The organism is Xanthomonas sp. NCPPB 3959 (assembly GCF_056675575.1).
Genome location: NZ_JBWWVR010000001.1, coordinates 639,059 through 663,030 on the forward strand (window position 1 = coordinate 639,059; position 23,972 = coordinate 663,030).

The following is a 23,972-nucleotide window of genomic DNA, read 5'->3' on the forward strand; positions in this document are numbered from 1 at the left end:
CAATACTCGCGATTCCGATAAAAAGCGACACCCCGCGTCAAAATTTTTACTATCGGGCCAAATCCGACCGCATGTCAGGTCCCTTCCCTATCGATATCACCTTATGAATACGCCGAGTACGCCAACCCAGGCGCAGATCTGGGTCGATGCCGATGCCTGTCCTGCCGTGGTCCGCGACATCTTGTTCAGAGCTGCCGTGCGCACCGGCACGGCAGTGACCCTGGTCGCCAATCATTTCCTGCCCACGCCACGCCTGGCGCATGTGCGCGCCGTCCAGGTTCCGGGCGGACCGGACGCGGCCGATGATGCCATTGCCGAACGGGTTGCCGCCGGCGATCTTGTCGTCACGCAGGACATTCCATTGGCTGCCCGTGTCCTGGAGCAAGGCGCGACCGCCATCAGCCCGCGCGGCGAGCCATTCACCGACAACTCCATCAAGGAGCGCCTGTCGGTACGCAGCTTTCTGGAAGAACTGCGCGGTGCCGGCGTCGCCACCGGTGGGCCGCCTGCGCTGCATGCACGCGACCGCCAAGCATTTGCTGCGCAACTGGACCGCTGGCTGGCAGCGCAACCGCGCATCTAGCGGCAGCACGCCGGCCTTGCAGCGGCGGCGTATCATGAGCGCCCTTTGCAATCGGCATCCTGATGGCTCTTACCGCCACCGTCCGCAGGGCGGAACTTCAGATCAGCGACATGGACCGTGGCTATTACGCCAACCATTCACTGACCCTGGCCCAGCACCCCTCCGAAACCGACGAGCGCCTGATGGTGCGGCTGCTGGCGTTCGCGCTGTTTGCCGACGACCGTCTGGAGTTCGGCCGCGGGCTGAGCAACGACGACGAGCCCGACCTGTGGCGGCGCGATTACACCGGCGACCCGGATCTGTGGATCGACCTCGGCCAGCCGGACGAAAGCCGCGTGCGCAAGGCCTGCAATCGCTCGCGCGAGGCAGTGGTGATCGGCTACGGCGGCCAGGCCACCGAAACCTGGTGGAAGAAGCAGGCCAATGCGCTCGGCCGACAACGCAACCTGCGCGTACTGGAGCTCGATTCGCAGGCCACCGAGGCGCTCGGTGCCCTGATCCAGCGCGGCATGCGCTTCGATGTGATCATCCAGGACGGCGAGGTGCAGATGCTCGCAGATCAGGGCAACGTCACCCTGACCCCGATGGTGCGGCAAGCCCCGGCCGAATGAGCACGCGTTACGACGTGCTGGTCATCGGTGCCGGCGCGGCCGGACTGATGAGCGCCTTCACCGCCGGCCGACGTGGCCGCCAGGTGCTGGTGATCGACCACGCCAACAAGGTCGGCAAGAAGATCCTGATGTCCGGTGGCGGGCGCTGCAACTTCACCAATACCGGCACCACGCCAGGCAACTTTTTGTCGGCCAATCGGCACTTCTGCAAATCCGCGCTGGCCCGCTACAGCCCGGCGGATTTCGTGGAAATGGTCGAGCGCCACGGCATCGCCTATCACGAGAAAGAACTGGGCCAGCTGTTCTGCGACATCTCGTCCAAGCAGATCGTGCGCATGTTGCTGGACGAATGCGAAGCAGCTGGCGTGCAGGTGCGTACCGAGTGCGAAGTACGCTCGGTGCGGCGCGACAGTGATGGCTTCAGCATCGAAACCAGCCAGGGACGCGTGCAGGCGCAATCGCTGATCGTGGCCACCGGCGGGCTGTCGATTCCGAGCATGGGCGCCAGCGGCTTCGGCTATACGCTGGCCAAACAGTTTGGCCACGAGCTGCTGCCGACACGCGCCGGGCTGGTTCCGCTAACGCTGAGTGGCAAGCATCAGCAGCGGCTGCAGGAGTTGTCCGGGCTGGCCTTGCCGGTCGAGGCGCACTGCAACGGGGTCAGCTTTCGCAATTTCATGCTGGTTACCCACCGCGGGGTCAGTGGCCCGGCGATCCTGCAGATCTCCTCGTATTGGCAGCCCGGCGATGATCTGCGCCTGGACCTGCTGCCCGGCCAGGATGCTGCAGCCTGGTTGCGCGAACAAAAAAATCAACGCGGCGCCACCGAACTGCGCAATGTACTGGCCGATGTGCTGCCGCGACGCTTTGCGCAGCGCCTGTGCGAAGTGTGGCTGCCGGACAAGCCGGTGCGTCAGCTCGACCCGCCGCAACTGCAGGCCGCGGCCGACCTGCTCGGCGCATTTCCGCTGGTCGCCAGCGGAACCGAAGGCTACCGTACCGCTGAAGTAACGCTCGGCGGTGTCGATACCAACCAAGTCTCCAGTGCAACCATGGAGTCGCGTCTGGTGGCCGGCTTGTATTTCGTCGGTGAGGTGCTGGATGTGACGGGATGGTTGGGCGGCTACAACTTTCAGTGGGCATGGGCATCCGGTCACGCCGCAGGAAGCGTCGCTTAAGCCTATGCTGGGTGATAGAAACGTGGACCAAGTCTCACCCCGGATGCGGCCTTGTCCACACACATGGACGCCTCCGACCCCCTTCGTGTATTTAGAGCCGTCTCCAGGAAGCCGCGCATGCAGAAAGGTAAAGATCTCACCCTCCGCCTGATGATCGTCGACGACAGTGTCGAGAGCGCGGAGGCGATCGTGACCGCGTTGCGCAACGGCGGCATTGCAGTGCGTCCATCGCGGCCGCAGACCCTTGAAGACCTCGCCAGCATGTTGTCCGGCCAGATCGATCTGGCCCTGCATGGCCAGGCGCTGCAGATTCCGATGAACGCCCTGCAGCAGCAGATCGCGAGCAGCGGCAAGGACATTCCGATCATTCTGCTGGCCGAACGGATCGAAGAAAACGCGTTGGTCGAAGCCGCTTCGCACGGCATTCGCGCGCTCGTGCTGCGGCATCGTCCCGAGCATCTGCTGGCACTGGTGCGTTCGGAATGGGCCGATCTGCAGGCCCGGCGCGGACTGCGCCGCATCGAAGCGCAGATGCGCGAAACCGAGCGGCGGTGCGATGCCCTGATCGCGTCTTCGCGCGACCCCATCGCCTACGTGCACGAGGGCATGCATATCCGTGCCAACGAGGCGTATCTGGAGATGTTCGGCTTCGAGTCGTTCGAGGATGTCGAGGGCGTGTCGTTGCTGGACATGATCGCCGCGCAGTACGTGGACGATTTCAAGCAATTGCTCAAGTCGCTGTCCAAGGGCGAACCGCCGCCGGCGCAATACAAGGTCGACGCGCGCCGGCTGGAAGGCGACACCTTTCCGGCGACGATGGAATTTGCCACCGCCACGTATGAAGGCGAGCCGTGCATCCAGGTGGTGTTTCGCCGCCGCGAGGAATTCGACCCGGAACTGGCACGCGAGGTCGAAGATCTGCGCCAACGCGATCAGGTCACCGGTCTGCTCAACCGGCCGACCTTCATGGTCGCGCTGGAACAGGCGGTGGCACGGGCCGGTCGCAGCGAAGGCCAATCCGGCTTCCTGCTGATCGAGCCGGACCATTACGCGCGGTTATTGCCCGAAATCGGCCTGGATTCGGCCGACGCGTTGATCGCCGCCCTGGCCGCGCACGTGGCCAGCGTGCTGGATGACAGCGTGGTGGCTGCGCGCTTCGGCGAGCACAGCTTTGCGTTGCTGATGGACGGCAACTACGCGCGCACCCACGCATTGGCAGAAATGGTGCGCGATGCGTTTGCGCAGCATGTCTTCAGCATCGGCGCGCGCTCGGCCACGGTCACGGTGAGCATCGGGGGCGTGCAGATTGGCGAAAAGATCGCCAGCATCGGCCAGGTGCTCAATCGCGGCACCGAGGCGGTACGCACCACTGCCGAACTCGGCGGCAATGCGGTCAGCATCTATGACCCCGCCGCCTCTGATCGCGCCGAAGAAGAACGCATCGAACGTTGGGTAGAACAGCTGCGCGAAGCACTGGTCGGCGATGGCTTCTCGCTGCACTACCAGCCTGTACTCAACCTGCAGGGCGAGCCGGTGGAGTTGTACCAGGCGTTTCTGCGGCTGGAACGCAATGGCGAAATCATGTCGCCGAACGCGTTTATCGCCATCGCCGAAGAGCACGACCTGATCACCGAAATCGACCGCTGGGTGGTGGCGCGCGCGATTCGCCAGCTCGGGGAGCGGCAGCGTGCCGGACACAAGACACATCTGTTGGTGCGGATCGGACCGAACTCGTTCTCCGACCCACAGATGATCGACACCATCCGCGAGCAATTGGCGGTGTACGGCGTGCCCGGCGAGCGGCTGTGGTTGCAGACGCCGGAATCGAAGGTGTTCACGCATCTGCGCAACGCCCAGCAGTTTCTGGCCTCGCTGTCTTCGATGGGCTGCAAGGTGGGGCTGGAACAATTCGGTTCTGGCCTGGATTCGTTCCAGTTGCTGGCGCACTTCCAGCCGGCTTTTCTCAAGCTGGATCGCGGCATCACCGGAGATGTCGCATCGGCCCGCGAAAGTCAGGAAAAAATTCGCGAGATCACTTCGCGTGCGCAACCGGCCGGCATTCTTACCGTGGCCGAATTCGTGGCCGATGCGCAGTCGATGAGCAGCTTCTTCAGTGCCGGCGTGGACTACGTGCAAGGCGACTTCGTCGCACCGACCGGGCCGTTGATGAACTACGAGTTCGGCTGAAGGCCTTGCCGAGGCAAGCGAAAGATCAACAATCAAAGCTAGGTGAGTCGAGGGCGCGGTGCCCTCACCGTTCGCGGGACACGCCGTGAACCCGTCCATGGGGGCTCGGTAGCGGCATCCATGCCGCCACACGGTCCCGCAATCGGTGAGGACACCGCACCAGAAGGTTTGCTGACTGCTTTACTCAAAGCCATGCACACCGACCATCTCGACTGGTCCTTGCCCGCCCACCGTCGCGGGACCTTACGCGGCATGGATGCCGCGTAAGAGCTTACAAGGACGTACTTGCAGCGTGTCCCGCGATGGTGGGCAGGCAAGGGCCCTGCAGCCAATCAACAGATCAGCCGCTCTACAACCGATCTATCCGCGCTGACCAGCCACTTCAAGACAATCGACAGCAGTGCCGCGTTATCGCGCAGCACCGTTCGCGGCACGCAGCGCAGCGATGCGTTCGGTCAACGGCGGATGGCTCAGGAACAGACGACGCAGGCCGTCGCCCACACCGCCGGAGATGCCGAACGCCTGCACCTGCGACGGCAAGGTGTTCTGGCCGTGATTGAGCGACAAACGCTCCAGCGCGGCGATCATCTTGCTGCGCCCTGCCAGCTGCGCACCACCGGCATCGGCGCGAAACTCGCGGCGACGCGAGAACCACATTGCGATCATGGTCGCGAACAAGCCGAATACCATCTCCAGCGCGAACACGATGATGTAATACGCAAAACCGCGGCCACCTTCACGATTGCTGGAGATGGCGCCGTCGATAACACCGCCGACCACACGCGCCAGCACGATCACGAAGGTATTGAGCACGCCTTGCAGCAGCGCCATGGTCACCATGTCGCCGTTGGCGACGTGCGCGATTTCATGGCCCAACACCGCTTCGGCCTCGTCCTGGCTCATGTTCTGCAGCAAGCCGGTGGACACCGCCACCAAGGCATTGTTGCGATTGGCGCCAGTGGCGAAGGCGTTGATCTCCGGGCCGTCGTAGACCGCCACCTCCGGCATGCCGATGCCGGCCGCCTGCGCCTGGCGACGCACGGTCTCCAGCAGCCAGCGCTCGGTCGGCGTGCGCGGCTCGGTGATGACATGGGCGCCGGTGCTGCGCTTGGCCATGAACTTGGACAGCAGCAAGGACACGAGCGACCCACCAAAGCCGAACACGGCCGCCATCACCAGCAAGCCGCTCATCTGCGCGGGATTGACGCCCAGCACCGACATCACGATGCCGGCCAGCATCAGTACCGCAAAATTTGTCAGCAGAAACAGGAAAATGCGGTTGAACATGGCGCGATGACTCCACACATGCGGGAATGAACTGCTGCGGATTTGCGGCCGCCAGCGCTTGAAATCAAGCAAGCATCTGACCGACGATTCAGCTGCCCATGTCATCACCCAGCTACCGCGGCCGCTTTGCGCCCTCCCCCACCGGCCCCCTGCACTTCGGCTCCCTGCTGGCGGCCTTCGGCAGCTGGCTACTCGCGCGGCATGCCGGCGGTGAGTGGTGCGTGCGCATCGAAGACATCGACCCGCCGCGTGCCGAGCCCGGCGCCACCCAACGCCAGTTGCGCACGTTGGCGGCATTCGGGCTGAGCTCGGACATCCCGGTGATGTATCAGTCCGATCGCGACGCGCAGTACGCCGCCGCTCTGACCACGTTGCTGGAGGCCGGGCTGGCCTTTGAATGCAGCTGCAGCCGCGCCGATCTTGCCGGCATGGGCGGCATCCACCACGCCTGTGTGGCGCCGCTGGGTACCCGCCGCGCGGTGCGCCTGCGGGTGCCGCCACAGGCGTCGGTCGGCTTCGACGACGCACTGCAGGGCCACGTGGTGCAGGACGTGTATGCGGAGGTCGGCGATGTGGTGCTGCGCCGCGCCGATGGGTATTGGGCCTACCAACTGGCGGTGGTGGTGGACGATGCCGCGCAAGCCATCACCGATGTGGTGCGTGGCGCGGACCTGCTCGACTCCACCCCGCGCCAGCTGCTGCTGCAGCGCGCCCTGGGCCTGCCGCAGCCGCGCTATCTGCATCTGCCGCTGATCCTGGATGGCGACGGCCGCAAGCTGTCCAAGTCGCACGACGCACCCGCACTGGACGATGCCGACCCGCTGCCGGCCCTGCACGCCGCCTGGGCCGCACTAGGACAGAACGTGGCAGCACTGCCGCGGCATACTGCAGTCGACACGCTGCTGCAACATGCCGTGCAGCATTTTTCGCCCCAGCTGCTGCCCCGCCACCCCCTCCGAACGTGACCGAACGCGCATCACAGCGCCGGCGTGACTAGAATTGCGACCCAGCACCGGCAACCGGGCGCGGCGCGACTGCCAGCACCCCGATTGCCTCCAGCCTCATCTGTTGATTGGAGTCGTCATGACATCTCGCGTCGTATTGATCACCGGCGGCACCGGCGGCATCGGCACCGCCATCTGCAAACGCCTGGCCGACCAGGGGCACCGGGTCGCCAGCAATTTCCGCAATGAGGAAAAAGCCCGCGAATGGCAGCAGCGCATGCAGGCGCAGGGCTACGAGTTCGCCCTGTTTCGCGGCGATGTGGCCTCCTCCGAGCATGCGCGCGCCTTGGTCGAGGAAGTGGAAGCCTCACTGGGGCCGATCGAAATACTGGTCAACAACGCCGGCATCACCCGCGATACCACCTTCCACCGCATGACCGCCGAGCAGTGGCATGAGGTCATCAATACCAACCTCAATTCGGTCTTCAACGTCACCCGTCCGGTGATCGAGGGCATGCGCAAACGCGGCTGGGGCCGGGTGATCCAGATCAGCTCCATCAACGGATTGAAGGGCCAGTACGGGCAGGCCAACTACGCCGCCGCCAAGGCCGGCATGCACGGCTTCACGATCTCGCTGGCGCGCGAAAACGCGGCATTCGGGGTGACCGTCAACACTGTCTCACCAGGCTACGTGGCCACCGACATGGTAATGGCGGTGCCGGAAGAGGTGCGCGCCAAGATCGTTGCCGACATTCCCACAGGGCGGCTGGGTCGCCCGGAAGAGATCGCCTATGCGGTGGCATTCCTGGTCGCAGAAGAGGCCGCCTGGATCACCGGATCCAACCTGGATATCAACGGCGGCCATCACATGGGCTGGTAGCGTTTGCTGCACCTTCGCGCTGCAGCATGAAATTTCCTTAGAAATCATGCTGCGCAGCATTTTTTAGGTGTCTGCTTAAGAAAATAAGGCCTTTTGCTGTTGCAAGCGCTGTTGCGGTGCGCCATCCTGCGCGCACTATCGTTGTGAGTGAACGTTCCATGGCCGGACTTCGCATCATCAAGAAGTATCCCAATCGCCGTCTTTACGACACGGAAATTTCCAGCTACATCACCATAGAGGACGTGCGTCAGCTCATCATCGACGGCGAAGAATTCGAAGTACGCGACGCCAAGAGTGGCGAAGACCTCAGTCGCGCCGTATTGCTGCAGATCATTGCCGACCGCGAACAGGACGGCGAGCCGATGCTCTCCACCCAGTTGCTGAGTCAGATCATCCGTTTTTACGGCGACTCGCTGCAGGGCTTCATGGGCAATTACCTAGAGCGCAGCATGCAGGTGTTCCTGGATCAGCAGCAGCAGTTCCGCCAGCAGATGGGCAACCTGCTTGGGCAGACCCCGTGGGCGATGATGAATCAGCTGACCGAGCGCAACCTGGAGTTGTGGCAGGAATTCCAGCGCAATTTCGGCGCCGGCTTCGGTCGTCCAGGTGGCCCCGGCATGCCGCCGACACCACCGGGCTCCACGGGTGTGGGCAGCGGCCCGATGGGGACCGGCACGCACAAGGGAACGGGTACACACGGCACGTCCAGCAACACGGGCACCACCGGCAAGGCCCGCAATCGCGGCTGAAAGACGACTGCTGCGCGGGAGCGTGACACGCTCCCGGCGCAGCCAGATCAGCGGCCGGCCTGCTCCGTGCAGGCCGAGCAGATCCGCTCCACGTGGTAGCCACGTGCACGCAGACGCTCTACCACGCCGTCGCTACCCAGCAGATGCAGCGTACCGACCACCACCAGTGTGGTTCCGCTGCCTTTACCTAGCCGTTGCTCCAGGAGCGGCACCCAACGCGCATTGCGCTCGACGTTGATGTCCTGATACAGCGCCGGGTATTGCCGACGCATGTCTTCGGCCATTTGCGTGGACAGCGTATGCACATCGCCATTGCGCCAGGCCGTGTGCAGCTGACGCACCTGATCGGTAGCCTCCGCCTCGTCCAGCGACTCTTCCAGCAACTGATGCTGCTCGGTGGGCGACATGCCATCGAGCATGGCGATCTGTTGTTCGGCGCGCTCCAGGCCATCGGCCGGTTTGCCCTTGGCCTGCGCCTGCTCCATCAGGTAATGATCCAGACCGGCGTTCGGGTCCATGCCTTGCCGGCTCATCTCGGCCAGGCTGATCGTCAAGGCGACAAACCAGGGCTCGAGTGGCTGCAGGGTATCGAGCGACATGCCGTGTTTGCGCGCGTAGGCGCGCAAGGCCTGCCAAGTTTTTGCATCGAGCGCGTCCTGCAACCGGCGCGCGTCGGTGCGCCGTGCCGCCTGCAGCATACGGCCGGCCAGCTCCGGCGATTGCGCATCGGAGGGCGGTAGTTCGAACACCAGCCGGTCGGCCTTGGCGAAGGCCTGCATGACGTCCGGCGACAGCGGGTAATCACTGGGCTTGAGCACATGGAACGAGCCCAGCAGATACAGCGTGCCGCCCTTGCCATCGACCTTCCACAACAACGGCACCGGTGGGCCGGCCGGGGTCTCGCCGCCAGCACGCGCCGAGGTCGGTACGACTGCCCCGCTCCACAGCGCCACACAGATCAGTGCGCTGCTGCACCATGTTGCAAATCGGGTTCGCGCGCTTGTCTTCACCACGTTGGTTTTCTCCACGTCAGTGCGGCACCTTGTAAGCCTTCTCGCCCGCCGACACGGCCAGGTCGATCCGGTTTTCCGGTGGCGGCAACAGACAGGTCGCGAACGGCGTAAACGCGCACGGCGGGGTGTAGGCACGATTGAAGTCGATCACCACATGCCCGGAAGCATCGGCGACATCCAGATCCAGAAAACGCCCGGCCGGGTAGCTCCCATGCCCGCTGGTACGGTCGGCGAACACCACGAACATCGGCCGCCCCGGTTCGCCGATGGTTTCCAGCCGATAGGGCTTGCCGTCGCGCTCGAATTCGACTGCCCCCGCGTTCGGCTGCTCGCTGCTGATGCCCACGATATCTACCATCGGGATGGTCTTGCCGACATCGTTGGGCACGTAGCGTCCGCTGATACGCCAGGACGGATCGACTGGCCAGTATTCCAAACCGGCGAAGCCGGTGCGAGATGGTGCATCGGCATGCTTGACCCGCAAGGCATTGCGGTCGCCGCGATGGATCAGGCTCAACACGCCCTTGCCGTCATCGAAATTGATCGAGGTCGGCTGTGGCTCGTCATCGGAGTGGAAGCGGATCCTGCCGGTCAGCGGCTTGCCATCGACGCTCAGTGCTGCACCGCGCTCGGGCACGAACCAGACCGTGTTGGCCTCGGAGGACACCATGCCCATCTTGGGCGGCCCGACCGCCAGCTTGATGCCGCTGTCGGCGCTGCTGCCGATGTAATGCGCCTTCAGCGAAAGCCAGTGCAGGCCGACCAGACTGGTCCAGCCGTCTGGCGCACGCAGCTCTGCCAGGCGGGCTTCGCGCCAGGCGGCATCGTCGGCCAGAAAGGTCTTGTCCAGGGCGACTGGCGCCGCCGGCGGCGGTGCGTCTTGCCCGCATCCGGCCAGCGTCATGAGCACCAGCATGCCGAGCAGCCAGTGTTTCCCCTTATGCAACCCAGCCATCAACGCCCCCTGAGAAACCAACGATCGATTTCGCCCAGCGTAAACCGTGCCCAGGTCGGTCGGCCATGGTTGCATTGGCCGGAGCGCTCGGTGGCTTCCATATCGCGCAGCAGCGCGTTCATTTCGGGCAAGGTGAGGCGTCGATTCGCGCGCACTGCACCGTGACAGGCCATGGTCGACAGCAGCTCATCGCGCGCAGTGGCGATGCGGCGGCTCTGACCGTGTTCGCGCAGGTCGCCGAGCACATCGCGCAGCAGCGCTTCCGGTTCGGCATTGGCCAGCAGCGCGGGAATACTGCGCACATGCAGCGATTGCGGACCGGCGCGGGTGATCTCGAAGCCCAGGCTGGCCAGCGTATCGGCTTCGCGCTCGGCGGTGTCGGCTTCGCGCTCGCCCACTGCCAGCGTCATCGGTACCAGTAGCGGCTGCGCGTGCAGACCGATGCTGTCGTGCGCGTTCTTGAGCCGTTCGTAACCGATGCGTTCGTGCGCGGCGTGCATGTCCACCACGATCAAGCCCTCGGCGTTTTCGGCCAGGATGTAGATGCCGTGCAATTGCGCAACGGCATAACCGAGCGGCGGCACACCGCTGTCGTGCGAAGTCGCCGGCAAGCCGGTGCCGGAGAAGGTCTGCATGGCCGCGGACTGCTGCTGTGCGCTGCCGGATGGCGGTGCATACAACGCGCTGTACGCGGCGCGCGCTTCATCCACGCGCAGGCCCAAGGGTGTTTGCGATGGGGTCCAGTTGCCGTAGCCAGTGCCGCCACCACTGCCGGTTGCGCCACCGTAGCTTGGGATGTTGGCCATTCCACTCGGTGCAGCACCTGTGTCGCTGGCGCCTTCCGTGCCGATGCTGTTTGGCATCGCGCCGGCACGCGTGTGCGCCAGCGCGTCCTGCAAGGTGCGATACACGAAATCGTGGATCAGCCGCGCCTCGCGGAAGCGCACCTCATGCTTGGCCGGGTGCACGTTGACGTCCACGCGCGCAGGGTCCAGTTCCAGAAACAACACATACGCCGGCTGGCGGCCATGGAACAGCACATCGCCATAGGCCATCTTCACCGCATGCGCCACGCTGCGATCGCGCACCGAGCGGCCATTGACGTAGAGATATTGCTGGTCGGTACTGGCGCGCGAGTAATGCGGCTGCGCGACCCAGCCATGTAGACGTAGACCGGCGCCACTGTGATCCACGCGCAAGGCCTGCCGGGCGAAATCCTCGCCCAGCGTTTCGCCCAATCGCGCATCCGAATACAGATCGCCTGGCTTGTAGCGGCGCGAGGGTTTGCCGTTGTGCGAGACCCGCAATTCCACATCCGGCCGCGCCAGTGCCAACGAGCGCAGCCACTCTTCGATATGCCCAAGCTCGGTGCGCTCGGCACGCAAGAACTTGCGCCGCGCCGGCACGTTGTAGAACAGCTCGCGCACTTCCACCGTGGTGCCCGGCGCATGCGCACGCGGCGTCACTTCGCCCAGGCGCCCGCCTTCGATTTCCAACGCAGAACCATGTTCGGCATCGTGGCGGCGCGAGACCAGGGTGAAGCGGCTGACCGAGGCGATCGACGGCAAGGCTTCACCGCGAAAACCGAGCGTGGCCACGGTTTCCAGATCGTCCAGCGAGGCGATCTTGCTGGTGGCATGCCGCGATACCGCCAACGGCAGTTCGTCCGGCGGGATGCCGCCGCCGTTGTCGCGGATACGGATCAAGCGCACGCCGCCTTCTTCGAGCTCGATATCCACGCGGGTGGCGCCGGCATCGAGCGCGTTTTCGACCAGCTCCTTGACCACCGACGCGGGCCGCTCGACCACTTCGCCGGCAGCAATCTGGTTGATCAGGATGTCGGGCAGTTGACGAATCGCCATCAGCGCAGGCACTCGCGCTGGTCGCAAACTGGGAAGCGCATCGAGGGTGTAGCAAGCAAGACAGACGTCGGCACGGCAATCCGGCGGCGCGCAGGCGCCGTCATCAAGGAATCAGTGCGGAATGATAGCCGAGCGGGTCAGCGGCTGCCGCCGGCCACGGTGCCGGCGCTTGCATCGGCTTCTGCCTGCGCACGCGCGGCGAACAGCGTTCCCGGTGGCGGCTGGCGAGTGAAGAAGGTATCGATGCCGTCCAGCACGGCCGAGGCAATCTTGCGCTGGTAGGCCGGATCGATCAGGCGCCGCTCTTCATCCGGATTGGAGATGAAGGCGGTTTCCACCAGCATCGCCGGCATGTCCGAGGTCCGCAGCACCGCGAAGTTGGCGCGTTCCAGAAACGGCTTGTGGTTGTTGCCGATCCGCTTGAGCCCGCCCAGCACATGGCCGGCAGCATCTTCGGAAGCCTTCATGTGGCCGCTTTGCGCCAGATCCAGCAAGACGTTGGCAAGCGTGCTTTCGGTTTGCTGCAAGCGCACGCCACCGACCAGGTCGGCAGCATTTTCCTTGTCGGCCAACCAACGCGCGCGCTGCGAGGAAGCCCCCTTGGTCGACAGCACGTAGACGGATGAACCGGTTGCGCTGCGATTTTCTGCGGCATCGGCGTGGATCGAGATGAAGATGTCGGCCTTGGCGGCGCGCGCTTTTTGCGCGCGCATCGGCAGCGGAATGAACACGTCGGTGTCGCGCGTCATGTACGCCTTCATGCCGGGCGTTGCGTTGATCTGGCGCGCCAGTTCGCGGCCGACCGCCAGGGTGACGTCTTTTTCGCGCTTGCCGGTGGGGCCCATCGCACCCGGGTCCTGGCCACCGTGGCCGGGATCGATTGCCACGATCAACGGGCGCATGCCCGGCGCCATCTTGATCCGCGAGGCTTCGCTGGGCAGGACCGGGCGCGGCGGGATATCGTCGCTGTCTGTGCCCGCAACCACGCCTGACGCCGCGTTCGGCATGGCTGCCGCGGTGTTGCCGGGTGCAACGCCCATCGGCGCAGTGCCACCGTTCAAGATCGCAGCGGGCGATGCGCTGCCGCCAGTCATCGCCACGCCTGTGGGTGCATTGGCAGTGGTGACCGTGACGCGATTGGGCGTATTGCTGCCGGCGCTTGCCGGCATAGCCGTACTGGTCGTCACCGCGCTCGTGGCAACGCTGGGACGCGGCGTCGGCACGCCAGTGGCGACCGTTGTCGGAACGGGTGCCGTTGTGACGGTAGGCATGGCCGATGCCGGCACGTATGGTGCTGGTTCTGGTGCCTGCGGCGGTGGCGCGGATGAGGCGCGCTGCGCAGATGCAGCCAAGGCTGCGGTCGCACGCGCTGCCTCGGCCTGTGCATTCACCGGCTGCGCCGTGACCGGGCGCGGCACCGGCATTGCTGCAGGCGCTGTCGCCGTGGTGGCGGCCGTGGCCGCAACCGGCGTCGGATCGCCCGGCCACTCGATCACCAAGGTCGAGGCACTGCCCAGCGTCTGCATCTGCGGCTTCAGCGGCGTCACCGGCGTTGCCAGCTCGAACACCACCCGGAACGTCCCCGGCACCGGCTGGCCAGTGCGCACCGAAGTCACCAGACCGGCAGCGCCAGGCAGCTTGAGACCACGCACGCCCGCAGAATCGGGGAAATCCACCACCAACCGATTGGGGTTGGCCAACGACAGCGTCTTGAAGCCGCCGCTGCCGGCAAGCTGAATCTCGGCGCGCGTGCCGGTGGCACCGGTGCTGACGCCAACGCTCTTGATTTCGCCGGCCCACGCAGCAAAAACCGCCAGGCTCAGGCTGGCGGTCAGGGCGGAAACACAGAACTGGCGGATCCCCGGTGTCATGGGGCTGGATTCAATCACCCAATAGTGTCAATTGCAAGGTGATTTCCCTTAATAATCCACAACCTGGCGTTCATTGTTCTTGTGAGCCGACAGAAAGCGCCTGCAACTCGGGGTGCTGTGCCAGACGTGTCAGCCACCCGCGCCCGGTTTCGCTTCGGCCCAGCAGCTTGACGCTGCGACCCTCGCCTTCAACGGCCAGTTCCACGTCCAGATCCACCGGCGGCAGTGCGCCTGCGCCACGTTCCGGCCATTCGACCAGCCACAGGCTCGCGCTGCCCTCGTCGAGCCCGAGAAAGTCCAATTCGCCGGCATGCCCGATGCGGTACAGATCCAGGTGCCAGGCCTCGTCGCCGGTACTGAGCGGATAGCGCTCGACCAAAGTGTAGGTGGGGCTGCGGATCGGCCCGGTAACGCCGAGTGCGCGCAACAGCGCGCGCGCCAGGGTGGATTTGCCGGCGCCGAGATCGCCATGCAACTGCACCATCGCAGTCGTGGGACGCACTGCGGCCAGGGCCTGGCCCAGGGTTTCGGTAGCCTGCGCATCGACCAGTTGTGCGGTGAGTTGGCTCATGCAATGGCTCCGGCGTTGGCGAGGCGGCGAAGTTCTGGTAACAAATCCGTTGGCAGCAGGCCGCGCTCGCCAGCGCGCGCGGCCGCGTCGCCAGCGCAGGCATGCAACAAGGCGCCCAGGCTGGCGGCATCGAGCGGCGACCAGCCCTGCGCCAGCAAGGCGGCGATCACGCCGGTCAGCAGATCGCCCATACCGCCCACCGCCATGCCCGGATTGCCGGCGTCGATGATGCGTGGCACTGCGTGCGGCGCGGCGACCACGCTGCCGGCGCCTTTCAGCACTACAACCGCGTCGAAGCGCTTGGCCAAGGCGTCTGCGGCGGCCAGACGGTCGCGCTGGACCTGTGCGGTGGACAGGCCAAGCAAACGGCCCGCCTCGCCGGGATGTGGGGTCAATACGCGCGGCCCGCGTCTCGGCACTGCGTTGGCAGCCAGCAGATTCAGGCCATCGGCATCGATGACGACCGCGGCATCCGAGGCCAGCACCGCATGCCACAACGCCTGTGCCCAGGCGTCCTGACCCAGGCCCGGCCCCAGTGCGACCACGTCGGCCGCATTGGCCAGTGCGGCGATGTCGTCGTCGTCCTGCACCGCGCGCACCATTGCCTCCGGGCAGCGCGCCAATAGCGGCGCCACGTGCTCGGCGCGGGTGGCGACCTGCACCAGCCCTGCGCCGCTGCGCAAGGCCGCTTCGGCGGTCAGCATGATCGCGCCGCCGCTACCGAGATTGCCGCCCACGCACAGCACCCGCCCGGATTCGCCCTTGTGCGTATTGCGTCGGCGCGGCCGCAACTGCGCGGCCAAGGCGTCGATGTCCCAACTGTGTGCGGCAGGCTCCAGCCCGTCGAATGCGGCATCCGGCACCTCAAGCGAGGCAATCGCGCGCTCGCCGGCATGCTCCAGCGCATCGCCGGTGTACAGCCCGATATGCGGCACGATGAACTGCAAGGTGGCCTCCGCGCGCACCGCGGCATCGAAGGCAACGCCGTGATCGGCATCGATACCGCTGGGCACATCCAGCGCGAACACCGGCACGCCAGCGGCGTTGATGGCCTCGATCAACCTCGCGGTCTCGGCATCCGGCGCGCGGTTGAGGCCGATGCCGAACAGCGCATCGACGATCACATCGGCCTGCGCCAACGGAGACGGAAACAATGCGATCGCGCCACCAACGCCCAGGTAATCGGTGCAGGCCCGCTGTGCCAGCGCCGAGGCAGGGCCGTGCTCTGGAAGATGCACCACCCGCACATCACGCCCGGCCCGCTGCGCCAGGCGCGCCACTACATAGCCATCGCCACCGTTGTTGCCGGTGCCGCACACCACCACGATGCGGCGCGCTTGCGGCCAGCGCTCCAGCAGGTACTGCCAGGCGGCCTGCCCGGCGCGTTGCATCAACAAATAGCCATCGCCACCGAGCAGCGCGGTGGCCTGTGCATCCAGCCGGCGCGCAGCGGCGGTGTCGTAAAGATCGAGCGGTACGTACATGCCGGGAATTCTATACTTGTCGCCATGTCTGCCGTCCTCGCCCGCCCCGACCCCACCGACGCCGCCGCGCGCATCCGTACGCTTGCGCGCGAGGCCGGCTTTCAACGTTGCGGCATCACCGGCATCGAGCTGGGCGAAGACGAGGCGCATCTGCGCAGCTGGCTGGAAGAAGGCCTGTACGGCACCATGCACTGGATGGCACAGCACGGCGACAAACGCTCGCGCCCGCAGGAGCTGGTGCCCGGCACCTTGCGGGTGTTGTCGGTGGGCATGGACTACGGCCGCAAGGACGACACCGAAGCCTGGAACACCTTGCACGACGGCCGCCGCGCCTATGTGGCGCGGTATGCGCTGGGGCGCGATTACCACAAGCTGATGCGCAACCGGCTGCAGAAACTGGCCGAGCGCATCCAGGGCGAAGTCGGCGCGTTCGGCTATCGCGTATTCGTCGATTCCGCACCGGTGCTGGAGCGCGCATTGGCGCGCAACGCCGGGCTGGGCTGGATCGGCAAACACACCTGCCTGATCGATCGCAATGGCGGTTCATGGTTTTTTCTGGGCGAGATCTACCTCGATCTGCCGCTGCCCATCGATACCCCGGCCACCGCGCATTGCGGCACCTGCACGCGCTGCATCGACATCTGCCCGACCCAGGCCATCATCGCCCCGCACCGGCTGGATGCGCGCCGCTGCATCGCCTATCTCACCATCGAACACGATGGCGCAATCCCTGAGGAGATGCGCAAGCCGATCGGCAACCGCATCTTCGGTTGCGACGACTGCCAGCTGGTCTGTCCCTGGAACAAGTTCGCCCAACGCACCGACGAAGCCGATTTCCGTGCCCGCAACGACCTGGATGTGGCGACGCTGCCGCAGCTGTTCGCATGGGACACGGACGAGTTCCTGCGCCGTACCGAGGGCAGCCCGATCCGGCGCAGCGGCCACGAACGCTGGCTGCGCAATATCGCAGTGGGGCTGGGCAATGCGCCCGGCACGCCGGAGGTGTTGGCAGCATTGGAAGCCCGTCGCAACGACGATTCGGAACTGGTACGCGAACACGTGGGTTGGGCGCTGGCGCAACACGGCCTGTGAGCATCCGCGTGATGCACTCACGCATGCGCATCGCCGCTGCGGGATAATGCCGCGATGGCCGACCGCAACGAACAGATCCTCACCCCCAGCCAGCTCAACACGCTGGCACGCGACCTGCTGGAAGGCAGCTTCCCGCTGGTCTGGGTGGAAGCAGAGCTGAGCAGCGTCACGCGCCCGTCTTCGGGCCATCTCTATTTCACGCTCAAGGACGCACGCGCGCAGATCCGTTGCGCGATGTTCAAGCCCAAGAGCACCTGGCTGAAGTTCCAGCCGCGCGAAGGCCTGCGCGTGCTCGCGCGCGGACGTCTCACCCTGTACGAAGCGCGCGGCGACTACCAGCTGGTGCTGGACCACATGGAAGAAGCCGGCGAAGGCGCCTTGCGCCGCGCCTTCGACGAACTGCGTGCACGCCTGGCCGCCGAAGGCTTGTTCGATGCCGAGCGCAAGCAGCCGTTGCCGGCGCATGTGCGGCGCCTGGCGGTGATTACCTCACCCAGCGGTGCAGCAGTGCGTGATGTGCTCAGCGTGCTGGCGCGACGTTTCCCGCTGCTGGAAGTGGACCTGCTGCCCTCGCTGGTGCAAGGCGACAGCGCCGCCGCGCAGATCACCTCGCTGCTGCAGCGCGCAGACGCCTCCGGGCGCTACGACGTCATTCTGATCACCCGCGGCGGCGGCTCGCTGGAAGATCTCTGGGCGTTCAACGACGAGCGCCTGGCCCGCGCAATTGCCGCCGCGCAGACACCGGTGGTGTCGGCGGTTGGTCACGAGACCGACTTCAGCCTGAGCGACTTCGTTGCCGATGTGCGTGCGCCTACGCCCTCGGTGGCCGCCGAGTTGCTGGTGCCCGATCAACGCGAGCTGGTCGCCCGCGTGCGGCGTGCACATGCGCGCATGGCCCAGCTGCAACAACACGCGCTGGGCAACGCGATGCAGCGCGCTGACCGGCTTGCATTGCGTCTGCGTGCGCATAGCCCGCAGGCGCGGCTGCAACTGCTGCACCGCCGACAGGAAGATGCCGGCCGCCAGTTGCGTGCACGCATGACCCAGGTACTGGAGCGACTGCAAGCACGTGTGCAACGTGGGCAGACACGCCTGCATGCGCACAACCCGCAACGCGATCTGGCCAACTTGCAGCAGCGCCTGCAGGCCTTGCACCCGCAGGCAGCCATGCAGCGACGCTTGCAACACGATCAACTGCGGCTGCGTGGTCTTGCGCGCTCGCTGGAAGCGGTCAGCCCGCTGGCCACGGTGGGGCGCGGCTACGCCATCGTGACCAGACCCGTCGACGGCAGCGTGGTGCGCAGCGCCGGCGAAGTAAGCCCCGGCGAGCGCCTGCGTGCGCAGCTGGCCGATGGCAGCATCGATGTGCGGGTGGAACGCAGTGAAGGCTAAGAGCGGCTAACACGCCCTCTTGAACGCTGTATCGATGGCGGCACCATGTCTGGTGCACCCAGCTTCGTTGACGCGTGGAATGATGTCGAGAATGGCAGCGACATTGATCGAATCGAAAAGCGCTGACCAGACCGCCCGTCATCGGACAAAACTCGCGGCATGCACGGCTCGCACCAAGCGCACCGACCTTCCCCACTGGTCCTTGCCCGCCCACCGTCGCGGGACCTTACGCGGCATGGATGCCGCGTAAGAGCCTACACGGACGTACTTGCGGCGTGTCCCGCGATGGTGGGCGGGCAAGGGCCCTGCAGCCAACTTACAGATCAGCCGCTCTGCAAGTGATGTATCGAGGTATTCGATCACTCCAGGACAAACGAGAATTCGCGTCGTAGCGTCGTCGAAATGCAATCAAATGCTTGGTTCAAAAGTTCAGCGCATCGAGGGCGCAATGCCCTCACCGCGCGCGGGACACGCCGTAAATCATTCCATGAAGAATCCTTGACCGCATCCCTGCCGCCAAGGGTCCCGCAAGCGGTGAGGACATCGCAGCTGGCGACTCGGTCGTGTGCTGTTAGTCGCGTCGCCCCTCAACCACGGCTGGGCGTGGACGTCTGCACCGCATGCTGCCAGCCTTGCAGCAACACGCCGGCCAGCACCGCAGGATCATGATCGAAGTGATGACCACCCGGGCGCGCAACCACCTCGACACCGCGTGCGCGTAACTCAGGGCACAGCGTGTCCTTTTCCTGATCGCCGTAGATGCATTGCAGGCGATGCGCGTCCAGCGACTGGATCGCCGGTTCCACATCGCGCTCGGCATCGTTGTGCCACCCCAGCCAGCCGCCGACGCGCACCTTGAAATCGGCCTGGTGACCAAGACCGAGCAAGCTGACGAATTGCACCGAGGCACGCTGGCGCGGCGACAGCTCAGGATAGGCGAACGGCAACACGTCGGCGCCGAACGAGTAGCCCACCAAGGCGACGTGTTGGATATGCCAGCGCTGCCGATACGTGGCGATCACCCGATCCAGATCCGCCCCGACCTGCTGCGGCGTGCGGCTGCCCCAGAAGTAACGCAGGCTGTTCCAGCCAACCACCGACACGCCCTGCTGCTGCAACTGCGCAGCGATGCCTTTGTCCAGTTCGCGCCAACCACCATCGCCGGACAGCATCACCACCAGGCGGTCGCTGCCGGGCGCATGCAGTTCCACCAACGGCAGATCGCCCACCCCTTGCGCCTGCGCTGCCTGGAAATGGCCAAGGGTGGCGGCGGCAATCTGCATCGGGCTGGCGTCGTCGACCAGATCATCGAGGAAGCCCTGATTCGCATCGGGCACATCGCGTGCGCAGGCCAGACCGACATCGCTGGCGCCGCCATCGGCGACAACCGCGCCCCCCAGCACGTCCGGCGCGGCCGAGGCCAGCGCCTGGCGTGCCAGCACCGCACCACCGCCCTGCCCCACCAGCACCGGCGGCAGGAACGCATCCACGTGCTCGGCGCGCAGCAACTTCTTGCCCAGCCGCTCGGCATCGTCGGCCAGCGAGCTACAGGCGGCGCGGTGAGACCGCACACGTTCGCGGTAGCTGGCGGTATCGATCACCGCGACCAACGCGCCGTCGTTGCTCAGCATCTCGGCAAGCCGCTGGCCGTCCTGGGGATGGCCACTGTCGGGCAACAGCACCACCATCGCCTTGGGCGTGCCCTCGGGGCGCACCACTTCGACCGAGCCGTAATGCCCGGCAGTATTTCCATCCTGCAGATGCCGCGCTACTGCGTAGCCGCTGCCACCGATCAGCAGCACTGCGATCAGCCAACGAAACAAACGGATTCCCCAGCTCATCGCAGCCATCCTTCAGAAGTGCTGGCACTGCAGACCGCAGCGAACCCCCGTGGGTTCCGGAGCGGTTCGGGGGGCTGTTCGCTGGGGTTAAGCCTGCACACCGGGCGACCCGTGGTCAGCGGTAAACAACACCGGACCGGCGCTCACCGGGAAGCTGCAGCCGGCGCGCGGCAATCGCACCCCGACTGGCGCCAAGAACGTCGATCTGCGCTGCTGCGATCACACCCTTGGCGGCGACAGGCATGCAGCCCGGACCGCCGCCCTAGATACCGCGCGCCACGCGGAAGCCGATGCGCGCGCTGGTGCTATCGGAGTCCTGCGACTGCCGCCAGGCCGCACGCGTCTGCTGCGGAGAATTGGCCCAGCTGCCGCCGCGGATCATGCGCTGCCGGCAACCGGGGTTGAACCACGCGGCACCGTCGGCCGGCGCGCGCCGGTAGCTGGCATGCCAGCAGTCGGCCACCCACTCGCTCAGATTGCCGCCCATGTCGTGCAGGCCCCAGGCATTGGCGCGAAAGCTGCCCACCGGCGCCGGCCCCCAGAAACCGTCGCCATAGCCGACAAAGCCATTGTTCCAGTGCCGGCCACTGCGCGAGACATCGTTGCCGCCGGTGAAATTACCCGCATCCAGCGGCGGCGAGCCGGCATTGCCCCACGGATAACGCCCGGTGGTGCCGGCGCGCACCGCGTATTCGAACTCGGCCTCGCTGGGCACGTGGTAATGGCGGCCGGTCTGTTCCGATAGCCAGCTCGTATAGGCTTCGGCGTCGCGGATGCTGACGTGCATCACCGGGCTGTTGGGCGCGGCCTGCGCGCCGTTGTAGTCGGATTGCCAATCCACCCCGCTGCGGCGGATGAAGTTGCCGCTGCGCTCGTCGTACACCACCGAGTGACCGCGTCGGGTGGCACGCGGGCGTGCGCCGGTTGCCTCGATGAATTGACGAAACTCGGCGACGGTCACTTCGGTGATCGACAGCGCAAAGCCCCGCGCGAAGCGCACGTAATGCGCGGGGCGCTCGTTGTCGGACGCCCCCGGTTCGGCATCGCCTGCACCCATCTGAAACGCGCCATGCGGCACCACGATCATCTGCGGCCCGCGCCCGCCCACTTTGAGCCCATCGGTGAACACCTGCCCGGGGCGAAAACTGCCGTAATGAGTGGCCAGTTCCAGACGACGACGCAGATCGCCGGCCACCGGGTCGCCCGGGTCGGCGATGCGCAACACTTCGGCCAATTTCTCGCCGGCCGGCTTGAGCCCCCGCGGCGAGTTCAGATCGTGCAGGCCTGCATCGTGCAAGGCGGCGATCTGGGCGTGGCGCATGCGCTCCACGCGCGCCCGTGCATCGGCAATGGTCGGCGCGCGCTCGCGCACCTGCCCGGCCATCTGCAACCAGTAACGCGCAGCGATGAAATCGCCTGCCTCGGCAGCCTGCTCGGCACGTGCCAGCAAGCCGCTTTCCACGGCCGCAAGTCCCTGCCGCGTGCGTGGGTTGTCGGGGTCAAGCCGGGCCGCATCGCGAAAATTCACCAGCGCGCCATTGCCGTCTTCGCCCAGCCGCCCACCGCGCAGATCTTCTTCGCCGGCACGGTTGAAGCCGAGCACGCGCTGCGCAGTTTCAACCGCACTCTGCAGCGCGCGCACCTTGGGATCCTGCGGTGCCAGCGCCAGGGCCACGATGGCCAGCTCACGCGCCTGTTCGAGCGCATCGTCCTGGCGCTCGGTCTGTTCGATCAAGTCCTCGCCGCGCTCGATCAGCCGGCGCCGCGCCTGCTCCAGCCCGCGACGGCTGGCCGCATCCTTGCCGTCGGCACGTTGCTGGATCGCCAGATACAACGGAATCGCATCGTCGGCACTGCGAAACAGCCGATCTTCCTGCAAGGCCTGGTCGGCACGCTTGCGCGCCTGCGCCAAAGGTTCGTCGCCCAGGTCCACTGCCGGCGGTTGCCATTGCGCCACGGTTTCGGCGGATTCTTCGCCACTGATCGAGACATTCGGCTTGCTCGGCACCGCAGCTGCGGCTGCAGGTTGTGGCGCAGCGGCAGGTGCTGGCGTGGGCGCACGCGAACAGGCGCACAGGCTTAGCGCGACCAGTCCCCACGCTGCCATCCGGTTACCGCACTCACCCACCACCTGCTCCTTCCAGTGCTCTGCCGCACGACAGGCGATCGCGACGTTAGGCTATTCTGCGCGTTCTGCGCAAACCCTCGCTGTCGACGGAAATCACGTGCCCCATTGGATCACCCACCCCTCCGAGCTGACGCAACGCCTGCATGCAGCGCGTCCGTCCCGCATTGGCCTGGACACCGAATTCATTCGCGAACGCACCTACTGGCCGCAACTGGCGCTGGTGCAGATGGCCATCGGCGAGGAGATCCTGCTGATCGACCCGCTGATTCCGGGCATGAACGCGGCGCTTGGGGAATGGTTGACCGCCACCGATATCGTCAAGGTGATGCATAGCGCCAGCGAAGATCTGGTCACCTTCAAATGCGCCTGCGGGGTGTTGCCGCGGCCGTTGTTCGATACCCAGATCGCTGCCGCGCTGGCCGGTGTGGGCGGTGGCATGGGCTATCAGAAGCTGGTACAGGAAGTGACCGGCACCTTGCTGACCAAGGGCGAGACGCGCTCGGACTGGATGCGCCGCCCGCTCTCGCCCGCGCAGCTGGAATACGCCGCCGACGATGTGCGCTATCTGTTTGCGATCCATGACGAACTCAGCCGCCGTCTGACCGAGCAGGATCGCCTGGGTTGGCTGGCCGAAGATGCCGAGCGCCTGCTCGCCACGGTGGAGCACGACGATGGCGAGCGCTGGCCGCATGTGAGCCTGCGCACCGCGCAATTTTTGGAACCTGCCGCGCAGCGTCGGCTGCTGCGGCTGCTGCGCTGGCGCGATCTGCAGGCGCGTCAGAGCGACCGCCCGCGCAGCTGGATCCTGGACAACGAACTGGCCAGCCAGCTGGCACGTTTTCCGCCCGACGATCTGGATGCACTGCTGCGCCAGTTCGACAAATTCCCCAAGGCACCGCGCAAACTCGCCGCCGCAGTGTGGGACGCGCTCAACACACCGCTGCCGGACGAGGACCATGCGCCGCTGGCGCAGGCCGCCACCGACGGCAACAAGGCCGTGCTCAAGCGCTTGCAGGATGCGGTGGCGCAGCGTAGCCGCGAACTGGGCCTGCCGGACGGCATCCTGGCCTCGCGCCGGCACCTAGAGAGCCTGATCGAACAACACAGCTGGCCTGCCCCGCTGGGCCAATGGCGCCGCGAGGTGCTGGAGGCGCAAGTGCTGCCGCTGCTGGATGACGCTACCGCGCGGTGATCGCAGTAAGGTATCGCTCGCTGTATGGTGACCGCCGGGTTGGCTGCACCGGCAGACCCTGGACGGCACCTATTGCGGTACTGCAAAAAGCGAAAGCACAGGCCCGGCGACAGGGGTTTCACACCCTGAGCAGGCGCCCGCGCAGCTAACGG

Annotated in this window: 19 protein-coding genes; 10 read left to right on the plus strand and 9 right to left on the minus strand. The window is 65.7% G+C overall.

Translation table 11 applies throughout. The annotated features are described in order from the left end of the window. Positions 1 to 103: 103 nt before the first annotated feature. The 4 genes from AC1KVG_RS02560 to AC1KVG_RS02575 all read left to right on the plus strand — a co-directional run bounded on the left by AC1KVG_RS02560 (position 104) and on the right by AC1KVG_RS02575 (position 4,559). Positions 104 to 583 (plus strand): YaiI/YqxD family protein, encoded by a 480-nt coding sequence (locus AC1KVG_RS02560; RefSeq protein WP_023904222.1) that lies wholly within the window; start codon positions 104 to 106, stop codon positions 581 to 583. Between the two features lie 62 nt (positions 584 to 645). Continuing rightward, positions 646 to 1,194 carry a YaeQ family protein gene (locus tag AC1KVG_RS02565; RefSeq protein ID WP_168957367.1) on the plus strand — a complete coding sequence of 183 codons (549 nt, stop codon included), beginning with the start codon at positions 646 to 648 and terminating at the stop codon, positions 1,192 to 1,194. After that, complete coding sequence (locus AC1KVG_RS02570; protein WP_023904224.1) at positions 1,191 to 2,372, plus strand: BaiN/RdsA family NAD(P)/FAD-dependent oxidoreductase; 1,182 nt, start codon at positions 1,191 to 1,193, stop codon at positions 2,370 to 2,372. Before AC1KVG_RS02565 ends, AC1KVG_RS02570 begins: the two co-directional genes overlap by 4 nt. A gap of 117 nt (positions 2,373 to 2,489) precedes the next feature. Beyond that, on the plus strand, positions 2,490 to 4,559 hold the full coding sequence (locus AC1KVG_RS02575; RefSeq protein WP_074057331.1) for a GGDEF/EAL domain-containing response regulator: 2,070 nt from the start codon (positions 2,490 to 2,492) through the stop codon (positions 4,557 to 4,559). Positions 4,560 to 4,967: 408 nt separating this feature from the next. Here AC1KVG_RS02575 and htpX read toward each other — a convergent pair whose 3' ends face one another. Next, on the minus strand, positions 4,968 to 5,846 hold the full coding sequence (gene htpX / locus AC1KVG_RS02580) for a protease HtpX (RefSeq protein ID WP_481093388.1): 879 nt from the start codon (positions 5,844 to 5,846) through the stop codon (positions 4,968 to 4,970). A gap of 98 nt (positions 5,847 to 5,944) precedes the next feature. On the opposite strand from htpX, the gene gluQRS reads away from it, so the two are divergent. The 3 genes from gluQRS (at position 5,945) to phaR (ending at position 8,419) form a co-directional block, all read left to right on the plus strand. Next, complete coding sequence (gene gluQRS / locus AC1KVG_RS02585; protein ID WP_481093389.1) at positions 5,945 to 6,811, plus strand: tRNA glutamyl-Q(34) synthetase GluQRS; 867 nt, start codon at positions 5,945 to 5,947, stop codon at positions 6,809 to 6,811. Between the two features lie 118 nt (positions 6,812 to 6,929). Next, positions 6,930 to 7,670, plus strand: a complete 741-nt coding sequence (phbB, locus tag AC1KVG_RS02590; RefSeq protein ID WP_481093390.1) for an acetoacetyl-CoA reductase — start codon at positions 6,930 to 6,932, stop codon at positions 7,668 to 7,670. Between the two features lie 158 nt (positions 7,671 to 7,828). Continuing rightward, entirely contained in the window at positions 7,829 to 8,419 is a 591-nt protein-coding gene (phaR, locus tag AC1KVG_RS02595; RefSeq protein WP_006452176.1) for a polyhydroxyalkanoate synthesis repressor PhaR, read from the plus strand. Between the two features lie 47 nt (positions 8,420 to 8,466). Here phaR and AC1KVG_RS02600 read toward each other — a convergent pair whose 3' ends face one another. The 6 genes from AC1KVG_RS02600 to AC1KVG_RS02625 form a co-directional block, all read right to left on the minus strand. Continuing rightward, positions 8,467 to 9,432, minus strand: a complete 966-nt coding sequence (locus tag AC1KVG_RS02600; protein WP_481093391.1) for a TraB/GumN family protein — start codon at positions 9,430 to 9,432, stop codon at positions 8,467 to 8,469. Positions 9,433 to 9,448: 16 nt separating this feature from the next. Then, the gene (locus AC1KVG_RS02605) at positions 9,449 to 10,387 is read right to left on the minus strand and encodes a DUF1684 domain-containing protein (protein ID WP_481093392.1); all 939 of its coding nucleotides are present in this window, start codon (positions 10,385 to 10,387) and stop codon (positions 9,449 to 9,451) included. Beyond that, positions 10,387 to 12,249: a DNA mismatch repair endonuclease MutL gene (mutL, locus tag AC1KVG_RS02610; protein WP_481093393.1), complete on the minus strand. Its 1,863-nt coding sequence runs from the start codon at positions 12,247 to 12,249 to the stop codon at positions 10,387 to 10,389. Before mutL ends, AC1KVG_RS02605 begins: the two co-directional genes overlap by 1 nt. A gap of 137 nt (positions 12,250 to 12,386) precedes the next feature. Next, on the minus strand, positions 12,387 to 14,120 hold the full coding sequence (locus AC1KVG_RS02615) for an N-acetylmuramoyl-L-alanine amidase (protein WP_481093394.1): 1,734 nt from the start codon (positions 14,118 to 14,120) through the stop codon (positions 12,387 to 12,389). 70 nt (positions 14,121 to 14,190) lie between these two features. After that, positions 14,191 to 14,691, minus strand: coding sequence for a tRNA (adenosine(37)-N6)-threonylcarbamoyltransferase complex ATPase subunit type 1 TsaE (gene tsaE / locus AC1KVG_RS02620; protein ID WP_023904233.1), 501 nt, complete (start codon positions 14,689 to 14,691; stop codon positions 14,191 to 14,193). Next, positions 14,688 to 16,175 (minus strand): NAD(P)H-hydrate dehydratase, encoded by a 1,488-nt coding sequence (locus tag AC1KVG_RS02625; protein ID WP_481093395.1) that lies wholly within the window; start codon positions 16,173 to 16,175, stop codon positions 14,688 to 14,690. Before AC1KVG_RS02625 ends, tsaE begins: the two co-directional genes overlap by 4 nt. 24 nt (positions 16,176 to 16,199) lie before the next feature. Here AC1KVG_RS02625 and queG point away from each other — a divergent pair, with 24 nt between their 5' ends. Both queG and xseA read left to right on the plus strand, forming a co-directional pair. Next, complete coding sequence (queG, locus tag AC1KVG_RS02630; protein WP_481093396.1) at positions 16,200 to 17,267, plus strand: tRNA epoxyqueuosine(34) reductase QueG; 1,068 nt, start codon at positions 16,200 to 16,202, stop codon at positions 17,265 to 17,267. A 54-nt stretch (positions 17,268 to 17,321) separates the two neighbouring features. Further along, positions 17,322 to 18,659, plus strand: a complete 1,338-nt coding sequence (gene xseA, locus AC1KVG_RS02635; RefSeq protein ID WP_481093397.1) for an exodeoxyribonuclease VII large subunit — start codon at positions 17,322 to 17,324, stop codon at positions 18,657 to 18,659. 587 nt (positions 18,660 to 19,246) lie between these two features. Here the strand turns inward: xseA and AC1KVG_RS02640 are convergent. Together AC1KVG_RS02640 and AC1KVG_RS02645 are read right to left on the minus strand one after the other, a co-directional pair. After that, on the minus strand, positions 19,247 to 20,500 hold the full coding sequence (locus AC1KVG_RS02640) for a virulence factor family protein (protein ID WP_481093398.1): 1,254 nt from the start codon (positions 20,498 to 20,500) through the stop codon (positions 19,247 to 19,249). 262 nt (positions 20,501 to 20,762) lie between these two features. Next, positions 20,763 to 22,607: an SUMF1/EgtB/PvdO family nonheme iron enzyme gene (locus AC1KVG_RS02645; protein ID WP_481093399.1), complete on the minus strand. Its 1,845-nt coding sequence runs from the start codon at positions 22,605 to 22,607 to the stop codon at positions 20,763 to 20,765. A gap of 118 nt (positions 22,608 to 22,725) precedes the next feature. Here AC1KVG_RS02645 and rnd point away from each other — a divergent pair, with 118 nt between their 5' ends. Next, positions 22,726 to 23,820 (plus strand): ribonuclease D, encoded by a 1,095-nt coding sequence (rnd, locus tag AC1KVG_RS02650; protein ID WP_023904239.1) that lies wholly within the window; start codon positions 22,726 to 22,728, stop codon positions 23,818 to 23,820. Positions 23,821 to 23,972: the final 152 nt, after the last annotated feature.